Source organism: Lysinibacillus sp. HST-98 (assembly GCF_016757845.1).
Taxonomy (GTDB): Bacteria; Bacillota; Bacilli; order Bacillales_A; family Planococcaceae; genus Lysinibacillus; species Lysinibacillus capsici.
In genome coordinates, this window is sequence record NZ_JAENHX010000008.1 from 116,448 (window position 1) to 138,100 (window position 21,653).

Annotated in this window: 22 protein-coding genes; 18 read left to right on the forward strand and 4 right to left on the reverse strand. The window is 38.0% G+C overall.

Annotation, left to right across the window (positions count from 1 at the left end; all coding sequences use genetic code 11):
• Nucleotides 1–11: 11 nt before the first annotated feature.
• Entirely contained in the window at nucleotides 12–893 is an 882-nt protein-coding gene (locus JIN86_RS17320; RefSeq protein ID WP_202342469.1) for a LysR family transcriptional regulator, read from the reverse strand.
• A 113-nt stretch (nucleotides 894–1,006) separates the two neighbouring features.
• Between JIN86_RS17320 and JIN86_RS17325 the strand changes: the two genes are divergently transcribed.
• On the forward strand, nucleotides 1,007–2,026 hold the full coding sequence (locus JIN86_RS17325; RefSeq protein WP_202342470.1) for a YeiH family protein: 1,020 nt from the start codon (nucleotides 1,007–1,009) through the stop codon (nucleotides 2,024–2,026).
• Between the two features lie 111 nt (nucleotides 2,027–2,137).
• Here JIN86_RS17325 and JIN86_RS17330 read toward each other — a convergent pair whose 3' ends face one another.
• Nucleotides 2,138–2,470 carry a heme oxygenase gene (locus JIN86_RS17330; RefSeq protein ID WP_004233528.1) on the reverse strand — a complete coding sequence of 111 codons (333 nt, stop codon included), beginning with the start codon at nucleotides 2,468–2,470 and terminating at the stop codon, nucleotides 2,138–2,140.
• A gap of 219 nt (nucleotides 2,471–2,689) precedes the next feature.
• Between JIN86_RS17330 and JIN86_RS17335 the strand changes: the two genes are divergently transcribed.
• From JIN86_RS17335 to JIN86_RS17390, 12 genes are all read left to right on the forward strand, one after another.
• Nucleotides 2,690–3,376: a response regulator transcription factor gene (locus tag JIN86_RS17335; RefSeq protein WP_202342471.1), complete on the forward strand. Its 687-nt coding sequence runs from the start codon at nucleotides 2,690–2,692 to the stop codon at nucleotides 3,374–3,376.
• Nucleotides 3,360–4,763 carry a sensor histidine kinase gene (locus tag JIN86_RS17340; protein WP_004233530.1) on the forward strand — a complete coding sequence of 468 codons (1,404 nt, stop codon included), beginning with the start codon at nucleotides 3,360–3,362 and terminating at the stop codon, nucleotides 4,761–4,763. Before JIN86_RS17335 ends, JIN86_RS17340 begins: the two co-directional genes overlap by 17 nt.
• A 208-nt stretch (nucleotides 4,764–4,971) precedes the next feature.
• Nucleotides 4,972–5,673, forward strand: a complete 702-nt coding sequence (locus JIN86_RS17345) for a polyphosphate polymerase domain-containing protein (RefSeq protein ID WP_202342472.1) — start codon at nucleotides 4,972–4,974, stop codon at nucleotides 5,671–5,673.
• A gap of 19 nt (nucleotides 5,674–5,692) precedes the next feature.
• Entirely contained in the window at nucleotides 5,693–6,376 is a 684-nt protein-coding gene (locus tag JIN86_RS17350) for a DUF4956 domain-containing protein (RefSeq protein WP_202342473.1), read from the forward strand.
• A gap of 42 nt (nucleotides 6,377–6,418) precedes the next feature.
• Complete coding sequence (locus JIN86_RS17355) at nucleotides 6,419–8,197, forward strand: CotH kinase family protein (protein WP_202342474.1); 1,779 nt, start codon at nucleotides 6,419–6,421, stop codon at nucleotides 8,195–8,197.
• An 87-nt stretch (nucleotides 8,198–8,284) separates the two neighbouring features.
• Entirely contained in the window at nucleotides 8,285–8,887 is a 603-nt protein-coding gene (locus JIN86_RS17360; RefSeq protein ID WP_004233541.1) for a hypothetical protein, read from the forward strand.
• Nucleotides 8,888–9,288: 401 nt separating this feature from the next.
• Nucleotides 9,289–10,509, forward strand: a complete 1,221-nt coding sequence (locus JIN86_RS17365; protein ID WP_004233542.1) for an ABC transporter substrate-binding protein — start codon at nucleotides 9,289–9,291, stop codon at nucleotides 10,507–10,509.
• Nucleotides 10,510–10,655: 146 nt separating this feature from the next.
• Nucleotides 10,656–11,531, forward strand: coding sequence for a branched-chain amino acid ABC transporter permease (locus JIN86_RS17370; protein ID WP_004233544.1), 876 nt, complete (start codon nucleotides 10,656–10,658; stop codon nucleotides 11,529–11,531).
• Nucleotides 11,532–11,543: 12 nt separating this feature from the next.
• The gene (locus tag JIN86_RS17375; RefSeq protein WP_004233545.1) at nucleotides 11,544–12,479 is read left to right on the forward strand and encodes a branched-chain amino acid ABC transporter permease; all 936 of its coding nucleotides are present in this window, start codon (nucleotides 11,544–11,546) and stop codon (nucleotides 12,477–12,479) included.
• Nucleotides 12,479–13,258 carry an ABC transporter ATP-binding protein gene (locus tag JIN86_RS17380; RefSeq protein ID WP_004233553.1) on the forward strand — a complete coding sequence of 260 codons (780 nt, stop codon included), beginning with the start codon at nucleotides 12,479–12,481 and terminating at the stop codon, nucleotides 13,256–13,258. Before JIN86_RS17375 ends, JIN86_RS17380 begins: the two co-directional genes overlap by 1 nt.
• On the forward strand, nucleotides 13,258–13,965 hold the full coding sequence (locus JIN86_RS17385; protein ID WP_048395515.1) for an ABC transporter ATP-binding protein: 708 nt from the start codon (nucleotides 13,258–13,260) through the stop codon (nucleotides 13,963–13,965). The genes JIN86_RS17380 and JIN86_RS17385 overlap by 1 nt, the downstream gene beginning before the upstream one ends.
• 115 nt (nucleotides 13,966–14,080) lie before the next feature.
• Complete coding sequence (locus JIN86_RS17390; protein ID WP_202342475.1) at nucleotides 14,081–14,578, forward strand: cupin domain-containing protein; 498 nt, start codon at nucleotides 14,081–14,083, stop codon at nucleotides 14,576–14,578.
• A gap of 41 nt (nucleotides 14,579–14,619) precedes the next feature.
• Here the strand turns inward: JIN86_RS17390 and JIN86_RS17395 are convergent, their stop codons facing one another.
• Both JIN86_RS17395 and rluF read right to left on the reverse strand, forming a co-directional pair.
• Nucleotides 14,620–15,339: a DUF6904 family protein gene (locus tag JIN86_RS17395; protein WP_202342476.1), complete on the reverse strand. Its 720-nt coding sequence runs from the start codon at nucleotides 15,337–15,339 to the stop codon at nucleotides 14,620–14,622.
• 27 nt (nucleotides 15,340–15,366) lie between these two features.
• Nucleotides 15,367–16,068 carry a 23S rRNA pseudouridine(2604) synthase RluF gene (gene rluF / locus JIN86_RS17400; RefSeq protein WP_004233560.1) on the reverse strand — a complete coding sequence of 234 codons (702 nt, stop codon included), beginning with the start codon at nucleotides 16,066–16,068 and terminating at the stop codon, nucleotides 15,367–15,369.
• A 241-nt stretch (nucleotides 16,069–16,309) separates the two neighbouring features.
• Here rluF and adh point away from each other — a divergent pair, with 241 nt between their 5' ends.
• The 5 genes from adh to JIN86_RS17425 all read left to right on the forward strand — a co-directional run bounded on the left by adh (nucleotide 16,310) and on the right by JIN86_RS17425 (nucleotide 21,630).
• Nucleotides 16,310–17,830, forward strand: a complete 1,521-nt coding sequence (gene adh, locus JIN86_RS17405) for an aldehyde dehydrogenase (protein WP_004233561.1) — start codon at nucleotides 16,310–16,312, stop codon at nucleotides 17,828–17,830.
• Between the two features lie 21 nt (nucleotides 17,831–17,851).
• Entirely contained in the window at nucleotides 17,852–18,211 is a 360-nt protein-coding gene (locus JIN86_RS17410; RefSeq protein ID WP_009373972.1) for a DUF779 domain-containing protein, read from the forward strand.
• A 430-nt stretch (nucleotides 18,212–18,641) separates the two neighbouring features.
• Nucleotides 18,642–19,610 (forward strand): DUF4003 family protein, encoded by a 969-nt coding sequence (locus JIN86_RS17415; RefSeq protein WP_202342477.1) that lies wholly within the window; start codon nucleotides 18,642–18,644, stop codon nucleotides 19,608–19,610.
• A gap of 43 nt (nucleotides 19,611–19,653) precedes the next feature.
• Entirely contained in the window at nucleotides 19,654–21,081 is a 1,428-nt protein-coding gene (locus JIN86_RS17420) for an aldehyde dehydrogenase family protein (protein WP_202342478.1), read from the forward strand.
• Nucleotides 21,082–21,150: 69 nt separating this feature from the next.
• The gene (locus JIN86_RS17425; protein ID WP_202342479.1) at nucleotides 21,151–21,630 is read left to right on the forward strand and encodes an acyl-CoA thioesterase; all 480 of its coding nucleotides are present in this window, start codon (nucleotides 21,151–21,153) and stop codon (nucleotides 21,628–21,630) included.
• Nucleotides 21,631–21,653: the final 23 nt, after the last annotated feature.

Sequence of the window (21,653 nt, forward strand, 5' to 3'; positions counted from 1 at the left end):
AGATAAGGCCGCTAAGTTTTTTTTAATAAGATATCAATCAGTATGTCGACATTGCGCTTATTTTTCATGGTAGGTGAGCAAAGATAAGAAAATGTTCGCATAAAGTGCTGTCCTTCAAGGCGCAGAATAGTCATATCTCCATTTTTTAATTCACGTTCTATCACACAGGCAGACAATAAGGAAAGACCAAGTCCCTGCATAACGCTCTCCTTCACGCCCTGATTACTGCTAATAGTCAAAAGCGATTGAATCTGTAAACCATTTGCTCTGAATAAATGATCCAGATAATAACGTGTTCCAGAGCCTTCTTCACGCGCAACCCAGCTTTGTTGCTGGAGTTTATCAGCAGTCAGAGATTGTTGCTTTGTAAGAGGATGATTACTGTCACTAACAATAAATAACTCATCTTGCATAAATGGCTTAATGACTAGTTCATTATCATGAGCCTGTCCTTCAATTAGACCAATATCGACTTGCAGTAATTTTGTATATTGAATGATTTCTTTTGTATTGCCAATAATAATTTGAAGTTCAAGTTGTGGGAATTGTTGCTGTAAGCTTGCAATGATCGGAGGTAATATATATTCGCCAATTGTAAAGCTTGCCCCAATGACTAGAGTACCCAGTACCTCTTGATGATAGGCAGCGATATCTTCTTTTGCAGCTTCAGCTATCGCCATGATTTGCTTTGCTCGTTTATAAAGAATTTCACCAGTTGCTGTAATTTGCACCGATTTTGGGGAGCGAATAAATAAGGTTGTTTGTAATTCTTGCTCTAGATTCTTAATGTGTAAGCTAACACTTGGTTGTGAAATATGAAGTATTTCAGAGGTCTTTGTAAAATTATTGACCTCAACCAGTGTGACAAATGTTTTTAAAGCATCCAATTGCATATCTTCACCTCTATTATTAGAAATATTAATAATAATAATTATATATATGTATTTTACTAATAGTGCACTCTTTATTAAAGTAATAATCAACAAGGGAGAAAGAAGTGAACATCATGGTTAATAGACAACATAAATTAAAATCCACCCTTAGTCCAAATTTCTTGAAGGGAATATTATTAACGCTTCTTATTGCTTTAGTAGCGAAATATATTGCCACATTTCCTTTCCTTTCAATATTGGGACAGTTGGTTATTGCCATTATATTAGGGATGACCTGGCGAGCAGCATTTAAAGTACAAGATTCTTGGCAAGTAGGTATTTCATTTTCCAGCAAGAAGCTATTACGCTTTGGTATTATTTTATTGGGTATGCGCTTAAATTTGGCAGATATTTATCATGCGGGAGCTAACGTTTTTTTTATTGCAGTTATTAATTTGCTATTTGCATTAATTGTTGTGTACGGCCTAACAAAAATATTTAAAGTCGATCAAAAGCTAGGGATATTAACAGCTTGCGGGACTGCCATTTGCGGAGCTGCTGCAGTAGTGGCAATTGCACCTCAAATTAAAGCAAATGAAAAGGAAACGGCGGTAGGGGCAGCGATTGTTGCGTTATTGGGGACTATATTTACACTTATTTATACGCTACTCTATTCCATCATCGATTTAACACCTACTGCGTATGGTATTTTCGCAGGGGGGACATTACATGAAATTGCTCATGTAATTGCAGCTGCATCTGCTGGTGGAAATGAAGCAATTGATATAGCTGTCATTGTAAAATTAACACGTGTGGCCCTGCTCGTACCTGTAGCGATTGTTATTGGTATTTTCTATCGAAGAATGGACAAACGTGAAGAGAAAAAAGCGTTTTCTTTATCCATCATACCGTGGTTTATTTTAGGATTTTTAGCGATGAGTGCTATCAACTCCTTAGGGATTATACCAGCGAATGTATCGCAAGTATTAGTAGATACTGCTTATATCTTAATTGCGATGGCAATGGCTGGTCTAGGACTAAATGTTGAGATGAAAACGTTTAAGGAGCTAGGTGTAAAGGCATTTATTGCAGGTTTAATTGGCTCAGTCTGTCTATCCGTGCTGGGCTATATACTAGTCATTCTTTTATATTGATTTAATCAGTGTTTGTTATACCAAGAAAAAAGACCCTGCATGATCGTTCAACATGCAGGGCTTTTTAGATAGAATCAGAAGATAATGTATAAGTAATTTAATCGTCGTTTACTAATTTAAAGCTTCAATAGAAGAAGCTAATTCCGCCACCACTATTTTGCTGCCGATAATTGGACTGTCAGCCTTTTCTCCCTCAGAACCCGAATCTGGGCGTTGATGGGCTGCAGCAAATGCATCGCTATTCCGCCATGCTTGGAAATGCTCCTTAGATTCCCAATACATATTAACACTCATTTCATCATAAGTAGGATCATCAGTTGAAATTAATACCTCTACTTTATGAAAGCCTTCAAACTGTTGCAGAGGACCTGGCTTTGTAAAATTTGGTGCCATTCTCGCAGCAAAACCGGGTTTTACTTGAATACGATTAGTTACAATAATCATGCTTTTACCCCCCTTAATTTCATTTACTAGGTTTTTGAATGAATTATCATTGATTATCATTCGCACTCAATGATAAGTGGCTGAGGAAGACATTGTCAATAGATGTCCTCTATATTATCTGTGCTAGTAGTTAATGGGTAATGGATAGGCTGACATTTAACTGACATAATCCAGTGCTATAATGAACATAAGAGTGAACGAGTAGCGAGGTGATTGACTTTGGCAAACATTCTAGTAATAGAGGATGAATATCCAATAAGCCAGGTTTTAAAGGTGTATTTACAAAAAGTGGGTTATAGTGTGACACAATGTTTCAATGGTGGTCAAGCCTTGGTCATGTTTCGTGAAACACAGCCAGATCTAGTGTTGCTAGATATTATGTTGCCAGAAAAAAATGGTTGGACCATTTTAAAAGAAATAAGAGAACGAAGTACTTGCCCAGTTATCATGTTAACAGCATTAGGTGAGGTTAATTACCGTCTAGAGGGGTTTGATCATGGGGCAGATGATTATATTGCCAAGCCTTTTATCGCAGATGAAGTTGTTGCAAGAGTGAGGGCTGTTTTAAGACGGGCTGTAGGTAGTCCTGATTCAGCTACTATTAAGCAGTATGGATCTCTAGTGATTGATTGTAAAGCGCATAAAGTGCTTTTGCATGGAGAAGAGATTGTATTAACGCCAAGAGATTTATCAGTGCTCATGTTTTTAGCTGACCACCCTAATCAAACATTTACCCGTGATCAGCTTATAGATCAAGTTTGGGGATGGGAGTATGAGGGTAGTGATCGTGCTGTAGATTTAGCTATAAAGAGGCTTAGGAAGGCTTTAAAAGAATGGGATGAGGCGGAAGGAGAAATAAAGACACTACGTGGATTGGGGTATCAGCTAAGTGTTCAAAAAAAATAAGCGAATATCCTTACTTCAATATTGGACGAGCCGATATTTACTGACACTCTTTATAGGCTTAGCTATTATATCTTTGATCTCAGCAGCGTGGATTCGTCATACAACATTTGAAAACCGATTAGAATTAATGGAGTTTTTAGCAGACGAGACAGTCTATCGTTTAACGGATACAAATGGACCTATAAATGGTATTCCAGGTTTCATAGGGGATCGTCAGCGTTTTAATATGAAAGAGATCGATCCGATTTTGTATGTTGTAGATACAGAGGGAAATATACTGACAAGCAACCGTCCAGTACCACCTGATAGTGCCAAAAATGTAGCTGGCTTGTTGGATGGAAAAGAAGGTACTAAGGAAATAAAGGATGGACTTGAACCTGAATATGTAGTGAAAAGAAAGATAGAAAATAATCATGAGTTATTGGGCTGGGCCCTGGTGATGGAGAAGAAGGAGAATTTAACAAGAGTTAACCAAGCATATGGACAGCTTGCCATATTAATTGGAGCATTAGCATTATTAGGCTGGATCGCTATTTACTTTCTGTCAAAGCGCTTGGCCCATCCCATTAAACAAGTAGCAGAGGCTGCCAAGCATGTACAAGAAGGCAATTATGCAATTGATTTGCCTCAAGATAGTAAGGAAGAGGAGGTCTATGAGCTTGTTTCCTCCTTTAAAAATATGGCAAATAAATTAGAACAGCTGGAGAAAACTCGAACGGAATTACTAGCAGGTGTCACCCATGAATTGAAAACACCTGTCACCTCTATAAGTGGTTTATTACAGGCTGTAAGAGATGGTGTTGTAACGGGACAGGATGCTATGGAATTCATTGAAATGGCTATGGTCGAAACGACAAAAATGAAAACAATGGTTGGTGACTTACTTGCCTTTAACCATTTTGCTGTCGATGCTATCCCTGTGCAGATAGAGTCAGTTGAGGTTAATCAGCTACTACGAGAGGCGGTGGCACAGTGGGAAGTAATACAGGAAGATGAACATGTAAAAGTTCATTTACATTTACTGGAACACCCTGCATTGGTACAGGTAGATATTGTTCGTATCCAACAAATCATTACAAACCTATTAACCAATGCTAAACAGGCGATGGACAAAGGAACAATAACCTTGACGGTGATAGATCAAGAGGAGACTCTGTCAGTGTTAGTGAAGGACACAGGACAAGGAATCCCTTTAGAGGATCAGGCATTTATTTTTGAGCGCTTTTATAGAGGAGAAAATAAAAAATATACTGTTCGCGGCTTGGGTTTAGGATTACCACTTAGTAAAATGATGGCCCAATCTGTAGGGGGCGATTTGCGATTAATCGAAAGCAATCCCTCTGGAACACATTTTGAATTAGTATTGCAAAAGGCTACTGCGCTATAAGAGTGTAGTAGCCTTTTTATGTTGATTTAATCCGTCTCCCAGAAATCAGCTTTGTATTGTAAAAGAGAGTTGAAGAATTTGTAAAGCTGACATCTGCCTGACACAAAAGCCCTTTATAGTAAACGTTGTAGACGGGAAATGAACAAAGGGACGAGCATCATTGAAGGTTTGTCAGTCTGACACTAATACAAGTAGGGAGAGTGATGAGATGCCAATAATTACTTCATTTAATCCAAATGGTCGCCAAGAAATAAAACAAGCGATCTCCTATCCAGATTATGCATTATTAAAAACCAAGCTTCAGCACGTTATGCAGCGAGATCAACATGCTGGCTTAGACGGTAAATATTTGATTCGTAGTACGTACTTCGATAATTTTGCCAATAAAGTGTTAAATGAGAAAAAGGAAGGCTTTATTAATCGAGATAAATATCGAGTACGCATATATGGCAAATCTAGTGATGTTATTAATCTTGAGCGGAAGAGTAAGCGTAACAATGTAACCTTTAAAACAAAATGTTCAATATCTCAAGCTGAGTATGAAAACCTACGTATTGGCGAGATAGCCTGGATGGAGAATGATGATCGAGCGCTAATTCGAGATTTATATCATGAGATGAATTACAGCCAGTTGCGACCTACTACGGTAGTGGATTACGAGCGAGAAGCCTATATCTATCCGTTTGGCAATGTGCGTGTGACATTTGATAGTAAGGTGCAATCGAGTCTACGCAACACTGATATGTTTAATCAAAACTTGCCGATGGTCGATGTGCTGGAGCCGAATCTTGTAATTTTAGAGGTAAAGTACGATGGGTATCTACCAGACATCATCAAGTATTTACTACAGTCAGTAGATACTCGTGCTGAGGCCTATTCAAAATATCAACTTAGTCGTATGTACGGCTAATAATAAAGGAGCATGTACAATGGATACAATTAAATTTAGTGATATTTTTAAATCCAACTTTTTAGAAAAAACAACCTCATTTTCATTAATCGATTCAATTATTGGTTTAGTAGTCGCGTTTTTTATTGGGCTTTTCATTTATGCTGTTTATAAGAAGACCTTTAATGGAGTCATTTATTCCCATTCATTCAATATCTCACTACTTATAATGACAATGGCAACAGCACTAGTGATTATGGGAATCAGTTCAAATGTTTTGCTGTCACTTGGTATGGTTGGTGCTTTATCTATTGTACGTTTCCGAACACCTATTAAGGATCCAATGGATTTAGTCTATATTTTCTGGGCAATTGTTTCAGGTATTTTATGTGGTGCTGGCTTTATTCCATTAGTGATTATTGGTGCTATTTTAATCGGACTTGTATTGCTCATATTCGTTAATAAAATAACGTTAGAAAATCCGTATTTACTGATTGTAAAGTTTGAAGAGGAATTGGCTAATGCTGAAATTGAGCGAATTATTGCTGCGCAAACCAAAAAATTCGCTCTCAAATCGAAATCCATTATGCAACAGAATGAAATCGAAACAACTTATGAAATTCGTGTAAAACAAAATGATGCAAAATTGATGGATGAACTAACAAAGGTAGCTGGTGTAAAATCAGCCATTATGCTGAGCTATGATGGGAATTTCACAGCGTAATGACCTCATTAACAAATAGAACTACGATGAGAGGTGACGGCTATGATTAAAACACGAATTGTCTATCTATGCATGGTGATTTTACTCCTGCTCTTTGTCGTGATATATGCTGTACTTCCGAATGTAGGCATTGAAACGAAAAATTCTGAGTTCTCCTATGAGAATATAGTGTTTAATAGCAATAAAGTAACCACTGTAGATATCGAGATCGCGGAAGAAGATTGGACAGATATGTTGGCAAATGCTTCTGCTGAAGAATTAAAACAAGCAGACATTACAGTAAACGGCAAAAAAGTTGAGAATGTTGCTATTCGGACAAAGGGCAATCTATCATTACGATCGGTTGTCAATAGTGACTCAGATCGCTATAGCTTAAAAATCGATTTTGATTATTATGATGATACACAAAGCTTGTATGGCTTAAAAAAATTAAATTTAAACAATAATTATAGTGACTCTACATTAATGAGAGAGTATATCTCCTATGAACTGATGGAGCAAATGGGTTTACCAACACCAGCACACTCCTATATGTATGTCACAGTGAATGGTGAGGAGCGGGGTTTGTTTTTAGGGGTAGAAGCTGTGGATGAGACATTCCTGGCTAATAATTACGGCTCTAATGATGGCTTTTTATATAAGCCAGATGGGACAGGCAGCGATTTAAAATATATTAGCGACGATATCGAAGACTATACAGGCATTGGATTAAAAACTAACGAAGGTAATATTGAACAATCAAAGCTTGTTGAAATGCTAGATGCTATTAATAATGGCGGAAACATAGAAAAGTATATCGATGTCGATGAAATGTTACGTTATTTTGCTGTCAACACAGCACTTGTGAATTTAGATAGTTATCAAGGGAATATGAAACATAACTATTATTTATATGAACAGAACGGTGTATTTTCTATTATTCCTTGGGATTACAACATGTCCTTTGGTGGCTTTGGGGCTGGAGGCGGTAGAATAGCAAGAGGAAACGGTGAAAATCAAGCTGACGCTACTACTACGGAAAAACCAGTGGTACAAAACAATGGACAACCCGATCAAACTGTTGATGGGGATAAGCAACAACGAGGTGGCGGCTTTGACATGGGAATAGGCATGTCAGGCAATTTATTAAATGATAGTGCTATTAATTTTAGTGTAACAACCCCTGTTTCTGGCACAACATTAGAGGAGCGGCCACTCCTAAATGCATTGCTTGCTAATGAAGAATACAGTGCCAAATATGAAGAGTATCTAGAAGAGCTAGCGACAACTTATTTAACAGAAGATTATGTGCAAACTATTACTAAAAAGTTAGCTGTACTATTAACTACTTATGTGGAGGCAGATCCAACCAAGTTCTCTACTACGGAGCAATTTTTAGAAGCAGTTGAAGGTGAAAATAGCTTTCCTGAATTTTCCAAACAGCGCTCGGAATCTATATTAAAGCAACTGTCTGGGGAGCTTGTAGTGGAAGCATCTACGTCTTCTCAGGACAATATGGGTATGCCAATGCCAAGTGAAAATGGTGAAATGAATTCGATGCTAGATGAATTTGATCCAAGTCAGCTTCCAGAGGACTTTGACCCATCAAAGAGTCCACCTTTTAATAGAGAGGGCGGTGGTCCGAGAGATGGACAAAATGGAGAACAAATGCAACCTCCTGATGGAAATGGAGTCCCAATGGGAATGCCTGGTGCGAATAGTGAAGCTGCAAATCACGGGCCTGTTATTGATAAAAATACAGTGTTTACAGCCATTACATGTCTAGTGCTACTCCTTCTCGCACTTCTCTTTGTTGTTAAATTTAAACGTAGAGGTCGTTAGAAAATAACCATATCCGATATCTTTGGGTATGGTTTTTGCTTTTTATCGTGTTAAAATAAAGCATTCTTTTCTGAGGAGTCCTTTCATATGAATGAACAGCAATTTGATAAACATTTGCATATAAACACGGTGGGAGAGCAATATGGCTTTCCTAAGCTTGCACACTATCATCGTTATGAGCCAACACCCTACAGTGGATTGGAGCAATTATTCGCTACGTATCAGATGCCTGACAATCCAGTATTTATTGATATGGGGTGCGGGAAAGGAAGAGTTCCTATTTTTGTGCACCATAAGTTTCATATACCAACCATTGGGATAGAAATGGATGCGGGTTTTTATACCGAGGCTGAAGAAAATAAACGTAGTTATCTTCAAAAAGTGAGAGCACATGCCCCTATTAAGTTTATTCATACAATAGCCGAATCATATGAAATAAAGTCACGTGATAATGTGTTTTTCTTTTTTAATCCCTTTTCCATCCATATTTTTCGCACAGTCATTCATAATATTTGGAAATCCTATGAGCAACGCATGCGAGATATTCATATAATTTTATATTATCCGCCTTACGATTATTTACAATTTTTACATCATGGAACACCATTTGAGTTGCTTCATGAAGTGCATTTAGAAAATGAAACAAATATTAATGAGCGCCTTTGTGTGTTTGAACTAAAAAAAGCTTAGAGTATGGGAAGCCCACTCTAAGCTTTTCCCATTTGCAGTACAGGTATCAGCAATTAGTTACTCGTAGTCCTATGATTATTTTCAGGGAAATAATTGTAATAGATGAAGGGTTCTTTCAATCAACTAGAATTTATTTTGAAAAAATAATTTCATCTGATAGTTTTGTACTAGTCTATAGTTTGAATTAAAAGATAATTCACAAATAACTAATTATACTGAAAAATCACTCTAGACTAAATATAAAGAATGTCTTACAATGAAAAAGGCTTATATGAATAATATTTTCTTTTGTTTTTAGATAGTTATAAATAATTATTTTGGCTATTGAGTAAATGAATTTAATTGTTTATAATTATCAGAAATATCTAATATTTGAGAAATTTTCAGGGGGGAATTTAATTATGAGAGAGAGCAAAAAGCTTAAGAAGTTCGGTTCACTTTTAGTAGCATCTTCATTACTTGCTGGTGTTCTTGCTGGTTGCGGTAACGGAGACGATTCAAGTTCTGGCGGAGGCTCATCATCAGGCGGAGGCTCATCTGATGGCGATACAATTAAAATTGGTGCCAACTTAGAGCTTTCAGGGAATGTAGCATCTTATGGTTCCTCTATTGGGCTAGGTGCAGAACTGGCTGTAAAAGAAATTAATGATGCTGGCGGTATTGATGGTAAGAAAATTGAACTGATTAAAGTAGATAATAAATCAGAGAACTCTGAAGCAACTTCAGCTGCTATTAAACTAGCAACGCAGGATAAAGTAGTAGCAATGCTAGCACCTGCGACTTCAGGTAATACAGTAGCAACTGTTCAAATTGCAAATGATAATAAAATTCCGATTGTTACGGGTTCTGGTACAGCACCAAATATCACAGTAAATGAGGATGGCAGTGTTAATGAATATGCTTTCCGTACATGCTTTATTGACCCATTCCAAGGGATTGTAGCAGCTAATTTTGCTTCAGGTGAGCTAGATGCGAAAAATGTAGCTATTTTTGCAGATAATGCATCAGATTATGCAAAAGGTTTAGCAAAATCCTTTAAAGAAACGATTACGAAGAGTGGCGGAAAAGTTGTAAAAGAAGAAGCTTATGTAGCGAAGGATACAGACTTCCGTACACAATTAACAAATATTAAAGCAGCAAATCCAGACTTTATCTTTATCCCTGGATATTATGAAGAAGTAGGTTTGATTGTTAAACAAGCACGTGAAATGGGCATTGATGTACCTCTGATGGGTGCTGATGGTTGGGATTCTCCAACTTTAATCGAATTAGCTGGCGCAGATGCATTGAATAACACATACATCACAAACCACTACTCTGCTGAAGACCCAGATCAAAAAATTCAAGATTTCGTAAAGGCCTTTAAAGCGGCTAATGGTGATAAAGCGCCAGACGCATTCAACGCACTTGGTTATGACACAATTTACTACATTGCTGATGCAATTAAACGTGCAGGCTCTACAGATGGGGAAGCAATTAAAAATGAATTAGCTGCAACAAAAGATCTTTCTTTAGTAACAGGTACTTTCTCAGTTGACGAAAACCATAACCCAATTAAAACAGCAACAGTTCTTGAATTTAAAGACGGTAAACAAGTGTTCAACTCTAAAGTTAATCCTTAATGTTTTGTAAGCAAGGGGGAGGCGGGTAAACACGCCTTCCCTTTTTGTGTGTTAGATAACTAGAATCGTAGAGCAAAACATAACTTTTAGTATCGATCTATGTACTTATTTTTCAATTTTCAGAAAATTTAAAGGAGTGAATGCGCATGGAATGGATACAGCAACTTGTGAACGGTATTTCACTTGGAAGTATCTACGCGTTAATAGCGTTAGGGTATACGATGGTATACGGTATTATCAAGCTGATTAACTTTGCTCATGGTGATGTCTTCATGATTGGGTCATTTATTGGCTTTTACGCTATTGCTAAATGGGAGCTTGGTTTCTTCCCAGCATTATTATTGGCGATGTTAGTTTGTGCGATTTTTGGTGTATTAATTGAACGTATCGCCTATAAACGTTTACGAAATGCGACACGTATCGCAGCTTTAATTACAGCGATTGGTGTATCGCTATTAATTGAATATACAACGATTTTTTTCAGAGGTGCTCAACCAGCAGCGTATCCTGAAGTTTTCAAAAATAAATCACTAGATGTTTTTGGCGTTCAAATCAGCAGTACTTCCATCTTAATTTTATCAGTCGCAGTTGTACTGATGATTCTTTTACAATTCATCGTACATAAAACAAAAATCGGTAAAGCGATGCGTGCCGTTTCCCACGATGCAGATGCAGCTCGCTTAATGGGTATTAACGTTGACAATACAATCTCTGCAACGTTTGCGATTGGTTCAGCTTTAGCTGGTGCAGCAGGTGTTATCTTCGGGGTTTATTATACAAAAATTGACCCGTTAATGGGTGTTATTCCTGGGGTTAAAGCATTTATCGCAGCTGTTCTTGGTGGTATTGGTATCATCCCTGGCGCTATGGTTGGTGGTATGTTACTAGGTGTTGTAGAGTCCTTAGTAAGTGCACTTGGCTTCTCGTTATGGCGTGATGCAGCGGCATTCGTTATTTTAATTTTAATCTTAATCTTCAGACCATCGGGTATCTTTGGTAAAAACGCCCGTGAGAAAGTGTAGGTGAGCGGTTTTATGAAAAAGTCTAAAGTTTTCTGGGGCTATGCCGTAATAGCGCTAGTCATCTATGCAGTGGTACAATTGTTGATTACAACAGAAGTAATTGATTTGTACTATAAAAATATGTTGATTACAATGTGTATTAACATCATGTTGGCTGTCAGCTTGCATATTGTTATTGGTGTTACTGGACAGTTTTCAATTGGGCATGCTGGATTCCTCGCAGTGGGAGCATATGTATCAGCTATTATTACAACAAAGTTAATGTTACCATTCCCATTGGCCATCCTATTAGGGGCTACAGCAGCAGCAGTTGCGGGTTTAATCGTAGGGATTCCAACGCTTCGTTTAAAAGGGGATTACTTAGCGATTGCTACACTAGGATTTGCAGAGATTATTCGTATTATCTTTTTAAATACGGATTATGTTGGTGGCGCAGCAGGGATGCAGGTTAAATATTTATCGAACTGGACATACGCATTCTTTGGCGTAGTGTTAACGATTCTAGTTATCTCAAACTTTACAAATTCTCGTCATGGGCGTGCGTGTATTTCCATTCGAGAAGATGAAATAGCAGCAGACGCGATGGGTATTAACACAACTTACTATAAAGTTGTTGCATTCGCTATTGGTTCTTTCTTCGCAGGTCTAGCAGGGGCCATTTTTGCACATAACTTTTACATTATCCAACCGACAACATTCGGTTTCTTAAAATCATTTGATATTTTAATTTACGTTGTACTTGGTGGTTTAGGAAGTCTTTCTGGTTCAGTGATTGCTGCGATTTTCCTAACAGTCGTGTCTACTTATCTAGCAAACTTCCCAGAAACGCGTATGATTATTTACAGTCTAGTATTAATTATCGTGATGCTTTATCGTCCAACAGGCTTAATGGGAACGAAAGAGATAACACAATTATTTAAGTTTGGTAAAAAGGGAGGTACGAAATAATGACTGGAAACCTTCTTATCAATGTTGAAAATATGGGTATTCAATTCGGTGGTTTAAAGGCAGTACAGGGCGTTAATATGTACCTTAACCAAGGCGAGTTGGTAGGACTTATTGGGCCAAACGGAGCTGGGAAAACAACTAGCTTTAATATGTTAACAGGGGTATATACACCTACGGAAGGTACAATTACTTTTAATGGTATGAAATTGAATGGACTTGCACCCTATCAGGTTACACAGAAAGGGATCAGCCGTACGTTCCAAAATATTCGATTATTTAAAGAACTATCTGTTCTTGACAATGTAAAGGTAGCCAATCATTCACTTGCAAAGCATTCTATGTGGGCTTCTATATTTCGTTTACCTACACATTTCAAAGGTGAAGCCGAAATGGAGCAACAGTCAATCGAGTTCTTAAAAATCTTTGGCTTAGATGTTTATAAAGATGAGCTAGCTAAGAATTTACCATACGGGATGCAACGTCGTTTAGAGATTGCTCGTGCGTTAGCGGCAAATCCCAAACTACTCTTATTGGATGAACCAGCAGCAGGGATGAACCCACAAGAAACTCATGATTTAATGGAGTTAATTGCATTTATTCGTAAAGAGTTCGGCTTAACAATATTACTGATTGAGCATGATATGAGCTTAGTTATGGGTATTTGTGAGCGTATTTACGTACTTGATCACGGACAATTAATCGCTGACGGGACACCAGAAGAAATTCGCAACAATCCAAAGGTAATAGAAGCATACCTTGGAGAGGAGGTTATCGGCTAATGCTAAAAGTACAAAATATCGATGTTTTTTATGGCAACATCCAAGCATTAAAGGGCCTCTCTTTAGAAGTAAACGAGGGTGAAATTGTAACATTAATCGGTGCAAATGGTGCTGGAAAAAGTACGCTCTTAAAGACATTGTCAGGTTTATTAAAGCCAAAAGGTGGCATTATTGAATACGAAGGCTTTTCGATAGCTGGGAAAGCGGCACAAACTATTGTTAAATCAGGGATTTCTCACGTTCCAGAAGGACGCCGTGTTTTTGCTAATATGTCAGTTGAGGAAAACTTAGAGCTTGGTGCGTATCTGCGTAATGATAAAGCAGGTATTAAGAAAGATATGGATCATGTTTTCGAGTTATTTCCACGATTATTAGAGCGCCGAAAACAGCAGTCAGGTACATTGTCTGGTGGGGAACAGCAGATGCTGGCGATGGGGCGTGCCTTAATGGCAAAACCAAAACTGTTATTAATGGATGAGCCTTCGATGGGTCTTGCCCCGTTGATGGTGAAAAATATATTCAATATTATTGAGCAGGTTAATAAAGAAGGAACAACCGTATTACTTGTAGAGCAAAATGCTAATATGGCATTATCTGTCGCTAACCGTGCATATGTACTTGAAACAGGGCGTATTGTTTTATCTGGTTCAGCAAAGGAGCTACAAGAGAGCGAGCAAGTAAAGGCAGCTTATTTAGGCGGATTATAAAAATGGTAGGACATCTCATTTTGAGATGTCCTTTTTGGCTTGCATGATGAAGGGAAATCAAAGGTAGCATTTCCACTTTACTTTTTGGTAAGGTTGAAAAAAGGAGTGATGCTTTTTGAAGTATTCAGCACAATATTTTATTGAACATTTAAAGTTAGCCGAACATCCTGAAGGGGGCTATTACATTTCATCGTTTCGTGCATCGGACGATATAGCAGTGAGAGATGTACAGAGACCGATTTATACTAGTATATATTTCCTCCTGCGCTCACAGGATATTTCTCATTTACATCGTCTACAATCGGACGAGCTATGGTATTATCACGCAGGAAGCCCACTAACAGTTCATATGATTTTCCCAGATGGGACATATGAAGCGAAGAAGCTTGGATTGAATATAGAAGCTGGGGAAGTCCCTCAACTTGCAGTACCAAAGCATACAATTTTTGGCTCGTCGGTGGAGGAATCGGATACGTTTAGTTTAGTCGGATGTATGGTGGCGCCAGGCTTTGACTTTGAGGATTTTGAATTGTTCACACAGGAAGAGCTTTTAGCAGATTATCCTCAGCACAAGGAAGTTATTCATAAAATGGCCTACAAAACAATTGAATAGAAAAACAGCCGTCTCAATTATTTTGAGACGGCATGATTCGTTCACCACAGTATTTCTTCAGGATAATTAAGTTGAATTTGAATATCATGTAATGCTTGTTTCGTTGCAATAGCTGCTTCCATCAGGTGGGATTTTAATGCAACATATTCATGGTCCTCTACCATTAATCGCACAGCAAATGCAGCTAAATGTGCATGACGTTCCTCTTTACTTAAATCAATATATTCTAGATTTAGAACATCCACGTACTGTGTTGCAAAACGGAAAGTTAAGGGATTTTTAGCATGTAACATTCTTAAAAACACAACATAATCTTCATCACTTACCTCCTGTTCTAAACATTCAGCAATAGCCGCTTGAAATTTGCGTATAATAGCTATCTCATGATTCCATATAGAAGCATTGTTTAATTTTTGGTGTAGGTCAATAAAATCATTTAATGCGATTGCACTAAAGATAATTTCTGGCCAAAGAATCTCTGTTGAAAAATAGACATTCTTATTTGGAAAGATGACTTCATGTTGTGTTAGAACACTCTTATTAAGTCCATTACTAACAAACTCTAGGTGATGCTCACCAAGCATAGCATGTCTTAGTTTATAGCAAACGCTTAAAATACGTAGTCGAGGACCCTGATAATCATAATATTTATTTTCATCACCAGTTACTTTATAAATAGCATTAATTAGTTCATCTAAATCCCAATAATCCGCGCTAATTCGTACCCCTGTTAGTTGTTCTGTGCTTTGAATGGATATCATAGTCCTCGCCCCTCCCTTTGGATGTGTCTATTTTGGTGTGTAATTGAGTAGTTTGAATAGCTCTGTTCGTTCCTTCTCCGTTAAATCACGCCATTGCCCTACCTTTAAATTACCAAGCTTAATATTCATAATACGAATGCGCTGGAGACGCTTAACGGAATACCCTAGAGCTGAGCACATTCGACGAATTTGGCGGTTTAAGCCTTGCTCTAAAATGATTTTAAAGACTTTCTCTGAAATCTTTTCCACATGACATGGTAAGGTTGTTGTATCTAAAATATCGACACCTGCACCCATTTTTTGGATAAATTGCGCAGTTATAGGCTTATCAACTTGAACAATATATTCTTTTTCATGATGATTTTCAGCACGTAGAATTTTATTGACAATATCGCCATCATTCGTTAACAACAATAGGCCCTCTGACTCCTTATCAAGACGTCCGATATGAAAAATACGTAGGGGATGATTGACAAAATCAACGACATTGCCTTTTATATGACGCTCTGTTGTACTTGTAATCCCGACAGGTTTATTCAGAGCAATGTAAACAAGCTGTTGTTCTTTCTTTACCTCTTTACCATCCACGCAAACAATGTCTCCTGCTTCAACTTGACTACCAACTGTTGCCACTTCCCCGTTAATCGTTACCTTTCCTTCTGCTATCCATTTATCAGCGCCACGACGAGATATGATGCCTGTTTCACTTAAATATTTATTAATACGCATATTGTTCTCCTATATTTTATATTATTTTTAAGTATACCTTAACGGCGCATATACAGTGAATGCTAGAAGCTTTTCTAGCAAAAATAAATTAGTTGGAAAAGTTTTTGAAAAAGTTGAAATTATTTTATGTTTCTGACAATATATTAGGTGAGAGGGTTTCTATGAAAATATTGTTATTCCGATATAAAATAACGTTTTTTGTAGATAGTTCTCATTAAATTGTGTAAAGGGGAGAAGTAAAATGGTTTATGCATTTCCAAACACTGAAGGATCGGTAGTTCAATTCAAAGAGAAATATGATAATTATATCGGTGGCGAATGGACACCCCCAGTGAAGGGTCAGTACTTTGATAACGTTACTCCTGTTACTGGACAAGTTTTTACACAAATAGCACGTTCCACAGCTGAGGATATTGAACATGCATTAGATGCGGCACATGCTGCTAAGGATGCATGGGGCAAAACATCACCAACCGAACGCGCAAACATTTTACTTAAAATTGCGGACCGTATCGAGCAAAATTTAGAAAAGCTAGCCGTTGCTGAAACATGGGATAACGGTAAAGCGGTACGCGAAACATTAAATGCAGACATCCCTCTTGCAATTGATCATTTTCGTTATTTTGCTGGGGTATTACGTGCTCAAGAGGGCTCAGTAAGCCAAATTGATAACGATACAGTTGCTTATCATTTCCACGAGCCAATTGGCGTAGTCGGCCAAATCATACCTTGGAACTTCCCGTTATTAATGGCTGTATGGAAGCTTGCTCCAGCACTTGCAGCTGGAAACTGTGTCGTATTAAAACCTGCAGAACAAACACCAGCATCGATTATGGTGCTTTTAGAATTAATAGAAGATTTACTACCACCAGGTGTCATTAATGTTGTGAATGGATTTGGCTTAGAAGCAGGGAAACCGCTTGCATCAAATCCACGCATTGGTAAGATTGCCTTTACAGGTGAGACTACAACAGGGCGTTTAATTATGCAATATGCTTCTCAAAACCTTATTCCAGTAACATTAGAACTGGGTGGTAAGTCGCCAAACATTTTCTTTGAAGATATTATGGATAAAGATGATGCCTTTTTAGATAAAGCTGTTGAGGGCTTTGTGCTATTCGCTCTAAATCAAGGGGAAGTATGTACTTGTCCTTCCCGTGCACTGATTCAAGAATCTATTTACGATAAATTTATGGAGCGCGTATTACAGCGAGTAGAAGCCATTAAAGTTGGCAACCCACTTGATCCAAACACAATGATGGGTGCACAGGCATCTAGTGAGCAAATGGAAAAAATTCTTTCTTATTTAGATATTGGTAAGCAAGAAGGTGCGGAATGTCTAATTGGAGGAGACAAAAATAATGTAGGTGAAGGCTTTGAAAATGGCTACTACATTAAACCGACTGTATTCAAAGGGCATAATAAAATGCGTATATTCCAAGAAGAAATTTTTGGACCAGTAGTTGCTGTCACGACATTTAAAACCAAAGAGGAAGCATTGGAAATTGCTAATGATACATTATACGGTTTAGGATCAGGTGTTTGGACGAGAGATATTAATACGGCATATCGCTTCGGTCGTGAAATTCAAGCTGGTCGTGTTTGGACAAACTGTTACCATGCATATCCTGCACATGCTGCATTCGGTGGCTACAAAATGTCTGGTGTTGGTCGTGAAAATCATAAAATGATGTTAGCGCATTACCAACAAACGAAAAACTTATTAGTTAGCTATAGCGAAAACAAACTTGGTTTCTTCTAATTCGTAGGGAGGTGCATGAGCGTGGTTGAACGTGTATTAGCTACGGAAGAAGCGCTAGCACTAATCGATCTATTAAAAGAGAAACATGGGCCCGTTATGTTTCATCAATCAGGTGGATGCTGTGATGGCTCCTCACCAATGTGTTATCCAGAAGGGGATTTGCTAATAGGAGATCAGGATGTGTGTCTTGGTGAAGTGAGTGGTGCTCCTTTCTATATGCATAAAAATCAATATGATTACTGGAAGCATACACAAATCATATTGGATGTGGTGGATGGTAGAGGCGGCATGTTTTCACTCGAGGGCGTAGAAGGAAAACGTTTCCTAACAAGGTCGAGAGCCTTCACATCTGAAGAACTGCAAGAGCTAGGGTTAATTTAACAAGTTATCTGTACAGCGGCAAAGTTTTTCTGCCGCTGTTTTTTTATCTGGACGTAGAAAAGTTATTGTATGGAAAGGGAGGCTTTAGGACACATGACTCTTTTCTTATATTGAGTATTGATTTTGGGCGTTCAGTGTTTCGATATTAATTTTTATGGAAAAGAGTATGTAAAGCGATATTATTGGATGAATTTCTTAGAAAAAGGAATAGATTTAATCGATCCTTTAAGGTCGTGGTAAATAATAGTTTCTTTGTGGTTTTTGCTAACATCGGCCATACCTCCTTTATAGGTTGTTAATATTTTCTATTAAATCAAATAAAGTAAGTAACATACATTAAATTATGTTTACTTTTTATGTTAATTGTTACAAAGAGGGTGAATCTTTCTCACATTATGTTACGTAAAACGGGTAAAGGAGTGTGATAAATATGGATTATGTGATGATTGAAAATGAATTTGCCAATACAGTAGAGGATGTATCAAAGGCTGCAGGCTGGACGGTGGACCGTAAAATTGTATTAGCTATTGCTAGTACATTTGTAGCGTCAGGAAAAACTTTTGAGGCAACGAAGTATAAAAATGTTTTACAAGAGATGAAGAAGCAATCTTCTTGGCTGTCTCCTTTACGAACAACCGTTGGATATAGTATTGCTGCCAACCTCATGGAGCAAGGTGATGCAGAAAAGGCAGTCAAGAATTTACTAACAAATGTGAGCATCTTAAAGGAGGCGAAATTCAGAAGCGGCAATTTCAGCTATATCGGAGCACAATTTTTGACGGAGGATGAACAGGATAAAAAGACGCATGCACAGGCGGCTAGAGCCTTATTTGATGCCATACGTAAACATCATCCATTTTTAACCTCATATGAGGATATTCCTTATGCCATATTATTAAGCAGTCCATCTGATGATGTTGAATTACGCGCGGATACCATGAATCGATACTATAAAGAACTAAGAACTTATAATTTTAATGCTGGCAATGAGCTCCAATGGCTTTCACAGGTATTAACATTTTTATCATCCAAATTTGATGGTCAGCTAGTACCAGATGTTGTGACACTTCGTGATGGGCTCAAAAAGCAAAACGTTAAAGTCAAGGCTATGCATTATCCTTTACTTGGCTTTTTAGCGATACTTAATCTGAATACAGCACAACTTCAAGGGTTGATTGATTTATACCATGAATTAAAAGACATGAAGTTATTAAAATGGCATCGTGAATTTGTGCTCTTTATGGCTGTACAAATTGCTATTTATGATATGGCAAAGGTACAAAAGTCTTTGTCCATGACCATTATGTCTTCTATTGAGCTATTAATCCAAGCACAGCAAGCAGCAATGATCGCAGCGGTTAGTGCAGCTGCCATTGCATCTAGCTCAAGTTCTTCGTGATAGAATGAAGAAGAACATGATTATTTGGAGGTGCATATGAAGGATGAAGGAAACAAAACTTTGGATTAATGGTCAGTGGATTGATGCAGAGGAAAGCTATGAGCTAGCTTCTCCATATAGCGGTGAGGTTATTGCTCATGTAGCTAAAGCATCTATTCAAGATGTAGAGAAAGCTATCGAAGGTGCGCAGCAGGCATTCCAATCGTTTAAAAAGACAACAGCCTACGAACGTGCCGAAATATTATATAAAGTCGTTGATATAATGCGACAAAGAAAAGAAGAATTTGCAGAGATTTTAGCCTTAGAGGCTGGAAAACCTATTGTTGCAGGTTTAGCTGAAATTGACCGTACAATCGCAACCTATCAATTTGCGGCTGAGGGAGCTAAACAGTCAAAAGGTGAGACTGTTCCAATGGATGCAGCCCCTGGAGCAGGAGATCGAATAGGCTGGACAAAAAGAGAACCTTTAGGTGTAATATCAGCCATTACGCCTTTTAATTTTCCATTCAATTTAGTAGCACACAAGTTAGGTCCAGCATTTGCAGTAGGCAATACAGTTGTATTAAAGCCAGCAACACAAACGCCACTAAGTGCTATCGTTATGGCTGAAATTTTCCGAGAGGCCGGATTACCGGATGGGGCATTACAAATTGTGACAGGAAGTGGAGGCGAGCTAAGTGATACACTTGTCACACATCCATACGTCAAAAAAGTAACCTTTACAGGAAGTGGTAAAGTTGGTTTGAAAATTAAAGAAAAAGTAGGCTTACGTAAAGTAACTTTAGAGCTAGGTTCTAATGCAGCAGTAATTGTCGAACCATCTACGCCAATAAATAAAATTATTGGTCGTTGTGTAAGCGGTGCTTTTAATTTTGCTGGACAAGTATGCATTTCGTTACAACGTATATATGTGCATTCTTCCATTATTGATGAATTTACTAAAGCATTTGTTGCAGAAACAGAAAGGCTTATAGTAGGAGATCCATTAGAGAAGACTACAGATGTTAGTGCCATGATAAACCCAAATGAGGTGGAACGCATCAGGGAATGGATTGAGGAGGCACAAGAGCAGGGGGCTACGATTGCAACTGGAGGCGTATTTACTGAACGTACTTTAACACCAACAGTTATGACGAATGTATCAGCTGATATGAAAATTGTTTGTCAGGAAACATTCGCACCAATCGTCTCAATTGTTTCATATGAAACATTAGACGACGCAATTCGACTTGTAAATGAGTCGGACTTTGGGCTAAATGCAGGTATTTACACGAATATATTGTCAGATGCTTTATATGCAGCAGATGAATTACAGGCTGGTGCTGTCATTATTAATGATATTCCGACATTCCGAGTAGATAACATGCCATATGGTGGAGTAAAGATGAGTGGTTACGGACGTGAAGGAATTAAGTGGGCTATAGAGGAAATGACTGACATGAAATTTATTTCGATGAAAAAATCGTTCTAAATTTGCATCAGCTCTTTTTCTGCGATACGATGACGAAAGAACAACATGAGAAGGGAAGTTGCAAGAATTATGCCAAACAACGCTGTACCCATGAGTCAATCACGTACGGTTCAATCGCGTCTCGTATTACCCCCAGACACAAATAATCACAATTCTATTTTCGGTGGAAGAGTGTTAGCTTATATTGATGAAATCGCTGCTATTACAGCAATGAAACATGCGAAAGGCCTTGTAGTGACAGCTTCTATTGACTCGGTTGATTTTTTATCCGCTGCACATGTAGGAGATATTCTTGAAATCGAGAGTATTGTTTCGTCTACAGGACGTTCTTCAATGGAGGTTTATGTTCGCGTTGTTTCTCGCAATATTGAGACTGGCGAGGAAAAATTAACGACAGAATCATTTGTCACGATGGTTGCAGTAAATGAGGAAGGGAAACCCGTACCAGTTCCCTCAATCTTTCCTGAAACAGATGAAGAGAAGCGCTTATTTGAAACTGGGCCAGCAAGACGAGAGCATCGTAAACAAAAACGTGCATTGCCGCATTAAGGAAAAAGGGAACTCCAAATGAG

Excerpts from the sequence above, each read along its gene's own strand:
- JIN86_RS17320 (WP_202342469.1), bottom strand. The coding sequence starts at position 893 with ATGCAATTGGATGCTTTAAAAACATTTGTCACACTGGTTGAGGTCAAT.
- JIN86_RS17415 (WP_202342477.1), top strand. The coding sequence starts at position 18,642 with ATGGATTATGTGATGATTGAAAATGAATTTGCCAATACAGTAGAGGAT.
- JIN86_RS17395 (WP_202342476.1), bottom strand. The coding sequence starts at position 15,339 with ATGATATCCATTCAAAGCACAGAACAACTAACAGGGGTACGAATTAGC.
- JIN86_RS17350 (WP_202342473.1), top strand. The coding sequence starts at position 5,693 with ATGGATACAATTAAATTTAGTGATATTTTTAAATCCAACTTTTTAGAA.
- JIN86_RS17370 (WP_004233544.1), top strand. The coding sequence starts at position 10,656 with ATGGAATGGATACAGCAACTTGTGAACGGTATTTCACTTGGAAGTATC.
- JIN86_RS17385 (WP_048395515.1), top strand. The coding sequence starts at position 13,258 with ATGCTAAAAGTACAAAATATCGATGTTTTTTATGGCAACATCCAAGCA.
- JIN86_RS17325 (WP_202342470.1), top strand. The coding sequence starts at position 1,007 with ATGGTTAATAGACAACATAAATTAAAATCCACCCTTAGTCCAAATTTC.
- JIN86_RS17345 (WP_202342472.1), top strand. The coding sequence starts at position 4,972 with ATGCCAATAATTACTTCATTTAATCCAAATGGTCGCCAAGAAATAAAA.
- rluF (WP_004233560.1), bottom strand. The coding sequence starts at position 16,068 with ATGCGTATTAATAAATATTTAAGTGAAACAGGCATCATATCTCGTCGT.
- JIN86_RS17330 (WP_004233528.1), bottom strand. The coding sequence starts at position 2,470 with ATGATTATTGTAACTAATCGTATTCAAGTAAAACCCGGTTTTGCTGCG.
- JIN86_RS17425 (WP_202342479.1), top strand. The coding sequence starts at position 21,151 with ATGCCAAACAACGCTGTACCCATGAGTCAATCACGTACGGTTCAATCG.
- JIN86_RS17380 (WP_004233553.1), top strand. The coding sequence starts at position 12,479 with ATGACTGGAAACCTTCTTATCAATGTTGAAAATATGGGTATTCAATTC.
- adh (WP_004233561.1), top strand. The coding sequence starts at position 16,310 with ATGGTTTATGCATTTCCAAACACTGAAGGATCGGTAGTTCAATTCAAA.
- JIN86_RS17375 (WP_004233545.1), top strand. The coding sequence starts at position 11,544 with ATGAAAAAGTCTAAAGTTTTCTGGGGCTATGCCGTAATAGCGCTAGTC.
- JIN86_RS17360 (WP_004233541.1), top strand. The coding sequence starts at position 8,285 with ATGAATGAACAGCAATTTGATAAACATTTGCATATAAACACGGTGGGA.
- JIN86_RS17355 (WP_202342474.1), top strand. The coding sequence starts at position 6,419 with ATGATTAAAACACGAATTGTCTATCTATGCATGGTGATTTTACTCCTG.
- JIN86_RS17365 (WP_004233542.1), top strand. The coding sequence starts at position 9,289 with ATGAGAGAGAGCAAAAAGCTTAAGAAGTTCGGTTCACTTTTAGTAGCA.
- JIN86_RS17420 (WP_202342478.1), top strand. The coding sequence starts at position 19,654 with ATGAAGGAAACAAAACTTTGGATTAATGGTCAGTGGATTGATGCAGAG.